Genomic DNA, 14399 nt, shown 5'->3' on the forward strand with positions numbered 1-14399 from the left:
GACCAAGCAGTTCGCCGCACCAGAAGCGCACACCCGATGTGAGCGGGTCGTGCCTGGTCACCATCGAGATCGGCCTGCCACCTGCAGTGTTTCCCGAATCAAGCGCGCGGGCTGCCGGCCCTGCGCCCACGGTGAAGTCGGCGTACGCCACTTCGGCTGACATCGAGCGCACTTGGTCGACTGCGCGATCCGTGTGTGTTGGGCAGAAGGAAAGTGATCTCGGACAGGCGATCCATGCGCCCGACCGTAGCCGGATTCGCGTGATTTCAGAGGACGGTGTGTAAGGCTTTGCTCGGTTCGCCGTTGTGTGGATGAGGCCCAGTGATCAGTGGTTTGGGGTGTGGCCGATACCGTGTGCCGAGCGACGGAACTCAGTGGGCGGGAACCGGCTCGGACGACGGCTGCCAGTCCCGCCTGATCAGCCCGTAGACCCACGAGTCGGAGACCTCGCCGTTGACGACGCAGTCTTCCCGCAACGTCCCTTCACGCAGGAAGCCGAGCTTCTCCAGCACGCGGGCAGATGCCACGTTGCGCGTATCGGTCTCAGCTTGGACGCGATTGAGGTCCAGTGTGTCGAATGCCCACCGCAGCAAAGCGCGCGCGGCCTCGGTCGCGTAGCCGTGGCCCCACGCTGCATCGTCGAAGCAGTAGCCGAGCGACGCGCTGCGGTAGTCCGGATTCCACCTGTTCAGGCTGCACCAGCCGATGAACGCCCCGTCGGAGACACGATCCACGGCCAGCCGCGCCCCGCTGCCCTCCTGTTCCATCTGCCGGCAAGCCGTGATGAACTTCTCGGCGCGCACGCGTTCGGTCCACGGTGGCGCGTCCCAGTAGCGCAGCACGTAGGCGCTGCTGTGCAGTGCGAAGAGGCCGTTCGCATCCGCGTCTTCGAAGGCACGCAGTCGAAGGCGAGCGGTGTGCAACGAGGGCGTGGGCAGCGGCATACTCATGTCCCCCTCCCCTGATCGGTGGCCGATCAATCAGACATCCGATGCGGGTCTCTCGCAATGGGTTTTCTCGGCGGGCCGGCAGAACGACGTCCGCTCATCGGCGCGACCGAGCCTCCCTCCCCGCTCGGCGAGCCGCTTGAGCTTCAGACGGACGTTGTTGATGCTGCTGGGCGTGATCTCCAGGTCCATCGCCTCGCACACCGCCCGCGCCCGCAGCGGGGCGTCGGCCGCGGTGAACTGCCATGATCTGCTGGTAGGCCGGGTGGTCCGGATGATGTCCGTCAAAGCGGAACAAGCTCACCTCCTGCCACCAACCGGCATCGACCGAGGACGTTAGGCACACCGGTTCGGCCGACCGAGGCCGATTTGCCTGACTGCCTCAACTGTCCAGAGACGCCACATAGGTAGCCAGCTTGGGAGGGCTCACCACCCACATGATGCGCTCGATGCCGCGCTCCGACACATCGGCGGTCACAAGAGCCACCGCCTCACCGTGGCTTGTCACAAGGGCAGCCGGCCTGCCGTTGGCCTCTACCCAGCGGATGTCTGTCTCGGGCCAGAAGCGCGGGGAGTATGCGACAAGGGTCTTGGAGACATGCGGGCGGCCGACGATCGGGATCCTGGATGCCCCGCGCATTCCCGCACCGTCGGCGTAGCTGACCACGTCGGCCGCGAGAAGCTCCTCAAGCGCCGCCAGATCGCCGGTTTGCGCCGCCGTGACGAACGCCTTCAGCAGACGTTGGTGATCGGTAGAGCTGACCGGCTCTCTGCGTTCCGCTGCCAGGTGCTTCCGGGCGCGGCTCACCAACTGGCGCGTATTGGCTTCGCTCGTCTCCAGGATGTCCGCGATCTTCTTGTACGGGTAGGCGAAGGCTTCCCTCAGCACGTAAGCAGCCCGTTCCACGGGGTTCAGCTTCTCCAGGAGGAAGAGAACCGCCATGTCGAGCACCTCTGCCCGTTCCGCCCCCAACTGCGGATCCGCGCTGGTGTCGATTGGTTCCGGAAGCCAGGGCCCGATGTAGGTCTCGCGCCGCATCCTGGCGGACTTGGCGTGGTTGATCGACAGGCGGGTGGTGATCGTAGTGAGGAACGCCGCCGGTTCCTGGACGTCGGCATGGTCGACGGTCTGCCACCGCAGCCATGCCTCCTGGACGATGTCCTCGGCTTCCGCGGCACTGCCGAGCACGCGGTAGGCGATGCCGAAGAGTCGGGGACGCGCCGCCATGAAATCCCTCGTTGCCTGCTCAAGGGAGTCTGTGTTCTCGCGCGTGCGCATGAGTGGCCTCCAACTCGTGATCACCATGCTATTAGCGGGCACAGAGGGTCGCGCGCCGAGACGGGCGGGTGTCCCGCTGCACGTGAGCGATCGGGTTCCGATGCGCATAGGTGCAGTTCCATGGAGAGCGGGCGCTGTCCGCGCCCAAGGGTGCCGTGCCCTGCCGTGCCTGATGGTGTCCCGCACTCTCGGCCCGATGCCGAGCGTAATCGCGCAGTGACCTTCGGTTGAATTTGCGGGAGCTGTCGCAAATCCGGGAGCTGGTTTAACATTCAACCAAATGAGTTGAAAACGGACCTCTATCCCCTCGTTGCACAAGGACGACATCCCGATGACGACAGACAGCATGCTGGAAGTGACCCTCGGTAGGGAATTCAACGGGCTCGGCATATCCCACAGGGCATTCGCGCTGTTCGACGAACTGGGCACGGTTGTCGGATGGACGCAGGCCGCCGAGCGGCTCGTCGGCTACGGTGCCGGGGACATCGTGGGCCGCTCCGCCGCCCTGGTGGTGCCGTCCTTCGAGGCGGCGGCCACTAATTCGGCGTTTGTCGAGCGCTGCCTCGCCGAGAACGGCTGGCCGGGCGCGACGGCTGTACGCCACCGCGGCGGCCACCTGATCGACGTCGGCCTGCGGATCACGGCACTGCAAGGCCAGGACGGGACCACACGCTGGCTGGCCTCACTGACCGACGCAGGGGCACCGTCCGGCGACGTGCTGAGCGGATTGGCGAGGGGCCCGCTCCTCGCCCGCACGCCCATCGGAGTCGTCGTCCGGGACCTGCAGCGGCTGTGCACGTTCACCAATGACGTGATGGAGCAGCACGACGGCATCCCCGCTGACCGACGGCTCGGACGGCGACTCCCCGAATCTCTGCCCGGAGCCAAGGCCGAAGCCCTCGAGGCACTGATGCAGCAGGTCCTCCAGCGCGGCGCTACCAAAGTGCACGAGTACCGGGCATGGCTGCCCACCGCCCAGGGGCGGCAGCACCCGTTCGCTTGGGCCTACCACTGCCTCAAGGGCGCCGACGGCGAAACGGTGGGAGTGTGCGTGATCAGCGCCGACGTCACCGAGAGCCGGCGGATGCGCGAGCGCATCGCCGCCATCTCCGAGGCCAATACACGACTGGGCGAAAGCCTGGATGTGATGCAGACCAGCCAGGGCCTGGCCGACCTCGCCGTACCCCTGCTCGCCGATTACGTCGCTGTCGACCTGGAGCAGTCCGTCCCGTTCGGCAGGGGGCCGGCTGTCCACCTCGGCACCACGGCCGAGGGTGTTCCCGTGCTGCGCCGGGCCGCGCAGGCCTCGATTCATCCGGGGCTCCGGGAATCCCCGTTGACGCGCGGCGATTCGGTCCCCACGTCGTCCGCGTCGCCGCGCGCCGTTGTCCTGCGCACCGGCAAGCCCTACCTGGAACAGCACCTCGACTGGCCCCGTGCCGTGGGGAGGCCGGCACGCGCCCGGGGGTTCCGCGAGACCGGCATGCGCTCGCTGATGGTCGTGCCCGTCCGCGTGCGAAGTGCGCTGCTGGGCGTGGTGATTTTCGTCCGCACCGAGAACCGGACGCCGTTCCACGAGGCCGACCTGCTCCTGGCCGAAGAGCTCGTCAACCGCGCCGCCCTCGCGCTGGACAACGCCCGTCGGTACGTTCGCGAGCACGCCGCCGCCCTCACCTTGCAACGCACCCTGCTGCCGCGCCGGTTGAAGGGCGGTTCAGCAGTCGAGACGGCGTCGCGCTACCTGCCCGCCGACATGGACCACGGCGTCGGTGGCGACTGGTTCGACGTGATCCCGCTGTCCGGTGCCCGGGTGGCCTTCGTCGTCGGCGACGTGGTCGGGCACGGCCTGCACGCCGCCGCCACCATGGGAACGCTGCGCACCGCCGTGCGCACCCTCGCCGACATGGATCTACCCCCCGACGAACTGCTGACCCACCTCGACTACACGGTCCAGCGACTGGCCGAGGAGGACTGCGATATCCCGGACCAGGCCTCCGGGGCCGTGGGCGCCACCTGTCTGTACGCCGTCTACGACCCGGCCACCCGCAAGTGCACCATGGCCCGGGCCGGGCACCTTCCGCCCGTGATCGTCGACCCGCAGGGCCGGGTCACCTTCCCCGACCTTCCCCCTGGAGCCCCCCTTGGTATCGGCCTGGGGGACCCCTTCGAGACCGTGGAACTGGAACTACCCGAAGGAAGCCTCCTCGCCCTCTACACCGACGGCCTGATCGAGACCCGCGACGGCGACATCGAGGACGGCATGCGCCGCCTGGGCACCCTCCTCGCGGAACCGGGCCGGTCCCTGGAAGAACTCTGCACGCGTGCCACGGACACCATCTCCGGGCAGCCATCGTGCGACGACACCACCCTGCTCCTGGTCAGGACCCGATCCCTGAACGCGGCCCAGGTCGCCTCCTGGACACTGCCCAACGACGAGACCGCCGTGCGAAGTGCCCGCGACCTGGCAGCAGGGTCAGCTGACCGCCTGGGGCGCCTGGGCGGTCTCGGTGACTCGACGAGGCTGATCGTCAGCGAACTGGTCACCAACGCAGTCCGCCACAGCACCGGCCCCATCCGTTTGAGCCTGAGACAACACGGAGTCCTGACCTGCGAAGTGTCCGACACCGACACCTGCGCCCCACGTCCACGCCGCGCACGCTCCACGGACGAGAACGGCCGCGGCCTCCTCCTCGTCGCTCAGATGTCGCATAGGTGGGGAACACGATTGATGTCGAAAGGCAAGGTCGTCTGGGTGGAACAAGACATACCCGCGACCTCCGGCCCCCGGCCGTTGTCACGCTCGCGGCAGCCCAGTGCTGCATAGGGAATGGGTGATGAGTGGCCCGAACCTGCAAGGCAAGAGCCGGCGGTTCGAAGTTTGTGGTCATGAGGCCTTATGGCAGGGCTCTTGGTTTCTGAGCCATTCCGTGGCGGAATTCGACGCATGGCCACGTCCCCGTGCTTCCGGGACTTCGACGTCGGGTGTGATGGGCCCGTTGTTCAGGCGTCCGTCTCGGCAGCAATTGGGCTCGCCGCAAGCGGGCTCTGCGGATGCAGCGGCGCCGTCAGGACCGCGTGCAGTGTGGCGTGACCACGGAGACCGCGACGGAGGGGGCGTCACGCGGGGACATTTCCGGCGGGCGGCACTACGGCCGCCGAGTTGTGACCAGAGAGGCAGTTGACCAGCAAAAAGCCGTCCGGGAACCTTGATCGGTTCCCCGAGGGTGCTGGCGGCTTTCCGTCGCGTGTCGTATTCACGCCCTCGATACGTGCAGTGAACACTCACGATCAACGGAAACGCGGCGTTCACTCAGCGAACACACAGGAATGCGCATTCCACCCAAAGCGTCCAATAATCATGTCGGGCTGCGCACTTGCAGCACTCACATGATCACTTTCCGTCACCAGTGGCGCTGATCGTCCTTGTTGACATGAACAGAGCGGAACTCGCTAATTGGCTCCGGTGAACGCTCGGACGTTCGCCGTCGACCGGGATCCGTCCACGGCTCGATCCCTGCAAGCACGCATGGGAGTCACGTTGCGCAGACCAGCGAGAACCACAAACCCCGTCCGCCGGACGGCGATCAGGGGGCTGGCCGTCCTCGGCGCCGTCGCCATGGCGGTCCTCGGAATACAAGCACCGGCATTAGCCACAGGTGCCGCAGGCGCGAAGTCCGCTGCCTCGGCCACCGACGCCCGCCCCTCCTTCGAACCCACCTGTGACACCGCCAAGCCCGGCCACTTCAACTGCTTCGCCCTGCGCCGCACCGACGTGAAGCCGGTCAAGGGCCTGATGCGGGCGGCGGACACGCCGGCCGGCTACGGCGCCGGTGATCTGCAGAGCGCCTACGACCTGCCCACCGACGGGGGCGCCGGACAGACCGTCGCCATCGTGGACGCCTTCGACGACCCGACCGCCGAAGCCGACCTCGCCGTCTACCGGGCGCAGTTCGGGCTGCCGGCCTGCACCACGGACAACGGATGCTTCCGCAAGGTCGACCAGCGCGGCGGCACCGACTACCCCACGCCGGACCCCGGTTGGGCCGGCGAGATCTCCCTCGACCTCGACATGGTCTCCGCGATCGCGCCCAACGCGCACATCCTGCTGGTCGAAGCCGACGACAACAGCTTCGAGAGCCTGTCCGCCGCCGTCGACCAGGCGGTCGCGCTCGGTGCGAAGTACGTCTCCAACTCCTACGGCACCGACTACCGCGGCGGGAACGGCGAGGACCCGTCCGAGACCACGGTGCTGGACGCCCACTACAACCACCCCGGAGTCGCGATCACCGCGTCCACCGGCGACTACGGCTACGGCGTGAGCTACCCGGCCGCCTCGCAGTACGTGACCGCGGTCGGCGGCACCACGCTGACCCGCGCTTCGTCCACCCCCCGTGGATGGACCGAAGCCGCCTGGAGCCTGGCCGGTTCCGGCTGCTCGCTGTACGAGCCCAAGCCCGCCTTCCAGCACGACACGGGCTGCGACAAGCGGGCACTGGCCGACGTCTCGGCCGTCGCGGAGGACGTGGCGGTCTACCAGACCTACGGCCACGGCGGCTGGGCGGTCTACGGCGGCACCAGCGTTTCGTCGCCCATCATCGCCTCGGTGTACGCCGTCGCCGGCACCCCCAAGCCCGGCACCTACCCGAACTCCTACCCGTACGAGGCCGGCAGCGGGATCAACGACATCACCACCGGCAGCAACGGCAGTTGCTCCCCGTCGTACCTGTGCAACGGAACCACGGGCTTCGACGGCCCAACCGGCCTGGGCACACCCGCCGGTCTGACCGCGTTCCGCACCGGCGCGCACGGCGTGATCGCCGGAACCGTGACCGACAGCGCCACCGGCAAGGCGGTCAGCGGTGCCACGGTCACTGCGGGCACCGGCATCGCCCACACCGACGCCTCGGGCGCCTACTCCCTGACCGTGCCCACCGGCACCTACGACGTCTCCGTCGAGGCGTTCGGCTACGCCGAGGGCTCGGCCGACGGGATCGTGGTCGACGACGACGCCACGGTCACCAAGAACTTCAGCCTCTCCCCGGTGCCGAGCCAGACGGTCGCGGGGAAGGTCAGCGACGGCTCCGGCCACGGCTGGCCGCTCTACGCCAAGATCACCGCGGACGGCGTCCCCGGCGTGGTGTGGACCGACCCCGCGACCGGTGCGTACAGCCTGGACCTGCCCCAGGGGCACTCCTACACCCTGCACGTCGCGTCGGCCACACCCGGTTACAAGACCGTCAGCAAGACGATCACCGTGGGCGGCTCCGCGCAGACGGTGGGCATCGCGGTCCCGGTCGACGCCTGGACGGCGAACCCGCCCGGATACCGGGTCGACGTGACCGGCACCACCGAACCGTTCGACGCCACCGACGCCCCGCCCGCCGACTGGAAGGTGGTCAACGCAGAGGACACCACGGGCGGCTGGCAGTTCGACGACCCGGGCAGCCGCGGCAACCACACCGGCGGTGACGGCGCGTTCGCCATCATCGACAGCGACCACTTCGGCGGTGGCGCCACCCAGGACACCTCACTGGTCAGCCCCGTCTACGACTTCACCGGGAAGAACGACCCCGAGGTGGCCTTCGACACCGAGTACAAGCAGTACGGCGGCCAGTCCGCAGCCGTCGAGGCGACCGCGGACGGCGGCGAGAACTGGACCAGGATCTGGTCGCCCGGCTCGGACGTCACCGGCGACCACGTCCAGGCGTCGCTGTCCGACTTCGCCGGCAAGCCCGAGGTGCAGCTGCGCTTCCACTTCACCGGGAGCTTCGGCTGGTGGTGGGCCGTCGACAACGTTTTCATCGGCGACCGGCAGCTCACTGCCGTCCCCGCCGGCCTGGTCGTGGGCACCGTGACCGACGCCAACACCGACACGGGCATCGTCGGCGCCACCGTCACCAGCCAGGACAAGCCCGCCGAGAAGACCACCACGACGGCCACCCCCGACGACCCGAACCTGCCCGACGGCTTCTACTCGTTCGTCTCGACCGCCTTCGGCAGCCACCCCTTCACCGCGGCCAAGGCGAAGTACACCTCGCTGACCAAGACCGTCAGACCGGGGGCCGACAGCGCCGTCCAGGCGAACTTCAAGCTCAAGGCCGGCAAGGTCACCGTCACTCCGGCCTCCGTCTCCGCCTCCGTCGCCTGGGGCGGCTCCAAGACGCAGAATCTGACCGTCAAGAACACCGGCGGCGCCGCCGCCACGGTCAAGCTCGGCGAACAGTCCGGCGGCTTCACCCAACAGGTCAAGGGCGCCGAGCTGCAGACCGTCAAGGGTGACTTCAACCCGCTGTCCAGCAAGGCCCACGCGGCGGCCGGCACGGCCAAGCCGACCGCGGCGGCCCCGGCCGACGACACCTGGCAGACGGCCCCGGACCTGCCGGCCGCCATCATGGACAACGCTGTCGACACGCTGGACGGCAAGGTCTACTCGGCCTTCGGGTACAACGGATCGACCGACGTCAAGGACCTGTACGTCCTCGACCCGGTCGCCGGCAGCTGGACGAAGCTGGCGAGCGCGTCCGACACCCGAGAGGACCCCGCGCACGGGTTCATCGACGGCAAGCTCTACGTCGCCGGCGGCTGGGGTCCGACCGGCGCCCCTGACGCGAAGTTGGAGATCTACGACCCGGACTCGGACAGCTGGACCACCGGCGCGTCCGCGCCCAAGCCGTACGCCGGCTCCGGCACCGCCGTCCTGGACGGCAAGCTCTACATGATCGGCGGATGCGCCGCCGACTCCTGCGGCACCACGGACGCCAGCGTCTACGACGCGAGCACCGACAGCTGGTCCCAGATCGCCGCCTACCCCGAGCCCATCTCGTGGGAGGCGTGCGGTGCCATCGACGGCCAGATCTACTGCGCCGGCGGTCTGGGCGCGACTGAGAACGACGTCATCCACACCTACGCCTACGACCCGGGCGCCGACAGCTGGTCACAGCTCGCGGACGTCCCGGCCCCGCAGTGGGGTTCCGCCTACACCGCGGCCAACGGCCGTCTGCTGCTGGTCGGCGGTGTCGGCAACAACGCCCTCACCAACCGGAGCCAGGCCTTCGACCCGAGCTCCGGCACCTGGGGCACTCTGCCCAACGCCAACGTCGCCACGTACCGCGGCGGCGGCGCACCCGGCTTCTACAAGGTCGGCGGCGGCAACGCCCCCGCCAGGCCGATCAGCAAGGTCGAGCTGCTGCCCGGCTACGACCAGGGCGGGGCGAGCGACGTCGACTGGATGAGCGAGAGCGTCCAGGAGCTCACCCTGCAGCCCGGGGCCAGCACGACCGTCACCGTCTCGCTGGACGCCACCGCTGTCTCGGTGACCCAGCCCGGTGACCTGACCGCCGGCCTGAGCGTGGGCACCGACACGCCGTACTCCGTGCCGCGCATCCCGGTCAGCCTGCACGTCGACCCGCCCAGGACCTGGGGGAAGATCACCGGTCTTGTCCTGGGCAACAAGGCCACCGGCGGTACCGCGCCACTGGCCGGGGCGACCGTACAGATCGACAGCTGGGCCTCGTCCTACACACTCACCACGTCCGCCGACGGTACATACGGACTGTGGCTCGACGTCCGCAACAACCCGCTCACCGTCATCGTCGCCAAGGACGGCTACCAGCCGACCGTCACGACGGTGAAGCTGAAGAAGGGAGCGACGGTCACCGCGAACTTCACCCTGAAGCGCAAGTAACCGGGGCAGGCGCCGGGAACGGCGCCGACGGCCCGGGCAACGGGCCGTCGGCGCACCCCCCCGAGCTCACCACGGTGGGGGAGTAACGGCTCCTCAGTACCAGTGGTTGGCCTGCCAGAAGGACCAGGCGCCGCAGGGGCTGCCGTAGGCGGCGTTCATGTAGTTCAGTCCCCACTTGATCTGGGTGCGGGGGTTGGTACGCCAGTCGGCGCCCGCGGTGGACATCTTGGTGCCGGGCAGGGCCTGGACGAGCCCGTACGCGCCGGAAGAGGCGTTGGTCGCGGTGTAGTTCCAGCCGCTCTCACGGGTGACGATCTGCGAGAAGCACTGGAACTGGGAGGAATCGCCTATGATTTCGCGCGCCATCGCCTGGATTTCGGCGGTGGAGTGGGAAGCCGTCACGACCAGGGTGGCGGCTTTCCGCTTCTCCTCGGCCTTCTCCTTGGCCTCCTTGCGGGCTGTGGCGTCCTTGGCGGCCTGCCTGCGGGCCGATTCCTCGGCGGTCCTCCGCGCGGTCGCGTCAGCGGCGTCCGTCTGCGCCTGCACCTGCTGCGTGAGCGAGGCCTGCTGAACCTGCTGGCCTGCCGGTATGTCCGCGAGGACGGTCGTCGCGTCGGCGGCGGCGACGGGCTGCGGGCCCGACTGCTCGCCTTCGGAGGCGATACCGACGACAGCACCCACGGTGGTGACCGCAGTGGCCGAAGCCACCGCGAATCCCCGGACCGAGATCCGGCTCACACGGTTTCCTTCCAGCATCGCCCGCTTGGTGACCTCACGGACGTGAACATGCCCCTGCGTACCGGCCTCATCGTCGTGCGCCAGTGGCAGAAGCCACTGGACCGGTGGGCGCCCGTCGGAGGCGGGCACCCGCTGATGCAGCGCGGGCGGCCCGCGGCGCACCTTTCAATTCCGAGGTTCCGTACACCTGGTGATCACGGGTGAGCCATGGGCAGGGCCTTACAGAAGCGACAGCTTGCCCCAACCGGGCACGACAGCGCAACGGCTTGGAACCTTTCTGTGTCAAGCAGTTCGGTCGCTGGGGAGCGCGGGGGCGCTTTCCGGGAGTTCGGCGGGGTAGATCTGCTCCATGCTGCCTTCGGGGAGGTAGCGGCGGGGGAAGGCGATCCACTCGTCGTGCATTTCGAAGAGCACGGCGGTGACCAGCCGCAGCAGGGTGTCGTCGTCGGGGGAGACCTGGACGACATCGATGCGACGCTTGATCTCGCGGTTGACCCGCTCCAGCGGGTTCGTCGACTGGATCTTCTTCCCACGTCGTTCAGGCAAGACCGCGAAGGCCGTCAGGTCCTCCTCCGCCTCCGGCGGCACCGCCTCGACCTCGGGGGCTGGGCTCCGAGCATGTCGGCCACGGTCCGCAGCTGAGCACGTACCCCTGGGCGGTGGGCTCGGCGAAGATCGTGCGGATGGTCGCCGCGTGCCGACTGGCCCCGGGTCGTGGGACAGCCGGCTCTCCCTGTCCGGCCGAACGTCACTGGTCGCCGGGGCGGTGTGGTGCTGTCATGGTGGGGAGGCGGCGTGGATGAGCCGGCGGGGCCCGCGGCTGCCCCGGGAGGTGCCGTCGCAGGCGTCCGCGCGTCGTCCGTCCGGGCGGTCCGAACCGCGGCCGCCCCCTCGCACCACGGAGGAGGCCGATGCCATGCTGCACCGCCGCACGGTCGGTGACGTGATGACCGAGGAGGTCGTCACCCTCCGCACCGACACGCCGTTCCACGAGGTCGCCGCCCTGCTGGACGCGAACGACATCGCCGCGGCCCCGGTTGTCGACGACGGCGCCCCCGTCGGCGTCGTGTCCGCCTCCGACGTGCTGCGGCACGAGATCGGCATGCCCGATCCGCGCGGGCGGGATGAGGACGACGACGAGCGCGCCTGGGGCAAGGCCCGGGCGCGGACCGCGGGCGAGCTGATGAGCAGCCCCGTCTTCACCGCCCGCGCCGACTGGACGGTCCCCCGGGCCGCGCGGGAACTGCGCAGGCGGCACGTCAAGCAGCTGCCGGTGGTCGGCGACGACGGGCTCTTGGTCGGCATCGTCAGCCGCAGCGACCTGCTCGACATCTTCGTCCGCTCCGATGCCGAGATCCGCGGCGAGGTCGAGCAGGACGTCCTGGGGCGCATCCTCGGCCTGGAGGAGGGCACCGTCGCGGTCGAGGTCCGGGACGGGGCCGTCACCCTGCGGGGTCACGTCCCGGAGCGTCTGATCCTGGTGATCGTGGGCTTGTGCCAGGGCGTCGACGGTGTCGTCGCCGTGGACGCCCACCTCGCCGCCATCCGCTAGGCCCACGGGGCGACGCCACTTGACGTCGCGGAAGGCGCGTATCGCCTGCCGGCGGGCGCCCTGGCCGGGCTCGCCGCCGCGGGGGCGCCTACACGGACCCGGTGGGGGTTGGGCTGTGGCGCGGTCGGCACGGCCCGGCCTGCTCGCGGGGGCGGTCGCCCCGTCGTCGGACAGTGACGTCTGGCGACTGCGCCGTGCGGTGCACGAGGATCCGTGGGGAGCCAGGGTCCCGGTGACCTGGCTGCGGCAGTCTTCCGCCGCAGCCCGAGATCAGTCGGGGAGACAGCGGGAAGGTCCGGATTGTGGCGGTGCGTCTGTGCTCTGGCCCGGCTCTTGCCGACGCGTTGCCTTCCGCCGGCTCACCCGCCCCTATACGCGGCGTCGGCATTCGGATAACGGGCACCACCTCCTTCCTCACGGCTGCCACCCCTTTCCGGCAGGGCTGATTCAAAGTTCCGGTGATCACGTGAGTCTGCAGGCCAGGCCAGTGTGGCCGGCGGCTGCGTGGCCGTCGCGAACGCAACGAAACTCCGGTTGTGAAGGTAACCGCCAAGTCGCCTGCCACCACCTGAGTTTCGATGTGCCGCCAGTCTTCCACCGTGTGTCTGAACAAGTCTCCGACGCGCGCACAGAGCGGTGTCGCGTGGTTGGCGGACCGATTGGCCACGCTGCCCGACCCGCGCCACCGGCGCGGCAGGCGGCGCGCACTGGTTGCGGTGCTGGCGGGGCACGCTCGTATGCGGCGATCGGCCACTGGGCAGCCGCGGCCCCGCAGCACACGCCGGCCCGGCTCGGTGCCCGCGCGCGCCCGGTGTACGCCGACAGCGCCCAACACGGCGACGATCCGCCGCGTGATCTCCCCGGTCTGCACCGGCGGTCTGGCCGAGCTGACCGGCGCCGACCCGGCTGGGCCGCCTGGCTGGCTGTGGACGGCACGGCCGCCCGGGGTTCCCGCCACGACGACGCGCCGGCCGCACACCTCCTCGCCGTGATGACCGGGGCCGGCCAGACTGTCGGACAACTGCGGTTGCCGGACCGCACCAACGAGGTCACCTGCCTCGCCGCCCTGCTCGCGCCCTACGACCCGCTCGGGGTCACGGTCACCGCGGACGCATGGCACACCCAGCGCGAGCACGCCCGGTTCCTGGCCGAGCAGAAGCAGGCGCACTACCTGCTGATGGTGAAGGCGAACCAGCCTGCGCTGTTCACGGCGCTGCGGCACTGCCTGGACCGAGGTGACCTCCCGCCACTACCGGCGCGGCCGCGGGCACGGGCGCCGCGAGCCCCGCACGGTGCGCGTGCTCACCGTCACCGACCTGCATTTGGATTCCCCCACGCGGCCTGAGCCGCGGTGACTTGGGCGACCGCAACCGCGCGGTCGCCCCTGATCACGACATCCGCCGCGTCCGGCCATGGGACGGGGACGGAGGTTATGAGCCGGTCCCGCGCAGGATCCGCAGGTCGCCCATCGCCTGAAGGCTCGCAAGCAGCACTTCCACCTTCGCGGGGCCCCCCTGCTTGTCGAGGAAGCCGTCCAGCAGGTCTCTGACCACAGGCGGCGTGGTCGCGCCCACCCGCTGCGCGAACTCCTGCCATTCTGCGGGGCTGATGTGGTCGCGGAGCGCGGGAATAAGGACCGGCTCTTCATGGGCCAGGTGATCGTGCACATTGTCGCGCACCGCGACGGCCGTGTTCCGCAGCGCGGCCCGGGTTCTCTCCGCCACGCCGCCGTCACCGAGGCCGGTACCGCCTCGGCCTGTGCCGGCGGTCTCACCGGCCCCGTCGTCAACCCCATTGCCGCTCAGGTTCACCGAGGCCAGCCGGTCGAGCGCGACGTCCAGTCGCTCGTGCTCTTCGCTCAGGGCTGCGAGCGCGTGCTCCGTGGCCGGCGCCGCAGAGACGATCCGCGGCCACAGATCGTTGTCCTCGGTCTCGTGGTGATGGCGCAGTTTTGCGACGACGAAGTCGCGCAGCTGCGCCAGGTCGCCGAGCGGCACCGAGGGGCGAACAGCCGCCTCGGCCAGCAGCGTGGTGGCAACACGGTGGACCTGATGGGCGCGCCGAGTCGCAACGACCGCCGGGGAGTGCTCGGGGGCATCTTTCGTCATTTACCGAACCTATTCATTGGAGAGACTTATTGTCAATATGGTGACTTATTGTGGCGGGAGTATGCCCTGTCGGTGACCACCCGCAAGTACC

The 14399-nt window shown here is 69.2% G+C and carries 10 protein-coding genes and 1 pseudogene; 5 read left to right on the plus strand and 6 right to left on the minus strand.

The window, feature by feature from the left end; genetic code table 11:
- Positions 1-371: 371 nt before the first annotated feature.
- The 3 genes from ACWDAS_RS33350 to ACWDAS_RS33360 form a co-directional block, all read right to left on the minus strand.
- Positions 372-944 (minus strand): GNAT family N-acetyltransferase, encoded by a 573-nt coding sequence (locus ACWDAS_RS33350; protein WP_450398416.1) that lies wholly within the window; start codon positions 942-944, stop codon positions 372-374.
- A 36-nt stretch (positions 945-980) separates the two neighbouring features.
- Positions 981-1235 (minus strand): hypothetical protein, encoded by a 255-nt coding sequence (locus ACWDAS_RS33355; RefSeq protein ID WP_450398384.1) that lies wholly within the window; start codon positions 1233-1235, stop codon positions 981-983.
- Positions 1236-1329: 94 nt separating this feature from the next.
- A complete protein-coding gene (locus ACWDAS_RS33360) occupies positions 1330-2226 on the minus strand; it encodes an RNA polymerase sigma-70 factor (RefSeq protein WP_450398385.1) in 897 nt (298 codons plus the stop codon).
- Positions 2227-2557: 331 nt separating this feature from the next.
- Here ACWDAS_RS33360 and ACWDAS_RS33365 point away from each other — a divergent pair, with 331 nt between their 5' ends.
- Positions 2558-5050: a SpoIIE family protein phosphatase gene (locus ACWDAS_RS33365; RefSeq protein ID WP_450398386.1), complete on the plus strand. Its 2493-nt coding sequence runs from the start codon at positions 2558-2560 to the stop codon at positions 5048-5050.
- Between the two features lie 792 nt (positions 5051-5842).
- A complete protein-coding gene (locus ACWDAS_RS33370) occupies positions 5843-9910 on the plus strand; it encodes a carboxypeptidase regulatory-like domain-containing protein (RefSeq protein WP_450398418.1) in 4068 nt (1355 codons plus the stop codon).
- A 93-nt stretch (positions 9911-10003) separates the two neighbouring features.
- Here ACWDAS_RS33370 and ACWDAS_RS33375 read toward each other — a convergent pair whose 3' ends face one another.
- Together ACWDAS_RS33375 and ACWDAS_RS33380 are read right to left on the minus strand one after the other, a co-directional pair.
- Positions 10004-10648: an aggregation-promoting factor C-terminal-like domain-containing protein gene (locus tag ACWDAS_RS33375; RefSeq protein ID WP_450398388.1), complete on the minus strand. Its 645-nt coding sequence runs from the start codon at positions 10646-10648 to the stop codon at positions 10004-10006.
- A 282-nt stretch (positions 10649-10930) separates the two neighbouring features.
- A pseudogene (locus tag ACWDAS_RS33380) lies at positions 10931-11348 on the minus strand (transposase); the annotation flags it as partial.
- Positions 11349-11564: 216 nt separating this feature from the next.
- Between ACWDAS_RS33380 and ACWDAS_RS33385 the strand changes: the two are divergent.
- The 3 genes from ACWDAS_RS33385 (at position 11565) to ACWDAS_RS33395 (ending at position 13545) form a co-directional block, all read left to right on the plus strand.
- Positions 11565-12200: a CBS domain-containing protein gene (locus ACWDAS_RS33385; protein WP_450398390.1), complete on the plus strand. Its 636-nt coding sequence runs from the start codon at positions 11565-11567 to the stop codon at positions 12198-12200.
- 851 nt (positions 12201-13051) lie between these two features.
- A complete protein-coding gene (locus ACWDAS_RS33390; RefSeq protein ID WP_450398420.1) occupies positions 13052-13192 on the plus strand; it encodes a hypothetical protein in 141 nt (46 codons plus the stop codon).
- Positions 13126-13545, plus strand: coding sequence for a transposase (locus ACWDAS_RS33395; protein ID WP_450398391.1), 420 nt, complete (start codon positions 13126-13128; stop codon positions 13543-13545). Before ACWDAS_RS33390 ends, ACWDAS_RS33395 begins: the two co-directional genes overlap by 67 nt.
- An 85-nt stretch (positions 13546-13630) precedes the next feature.
- On the opposite strand, the gene ACWDAS_RS33400 is transcribed toward ACWDAS_RS33395, so the two are convergent.
- A complete protein-coding gene (locus ACWDAS_RS33400; protein ID WP_450398393.1) occupies positions 13631-14308 on the minus strand; it encodes a hemerythrin domain-containing protein in 678 nt (225 codons plus the stop codon).
- Positions 14309-14399: the final 91 nt, after the last annotated feature.

This window comes from Streptomyces sp. NPDC001070, assembly GCF_053598835.1.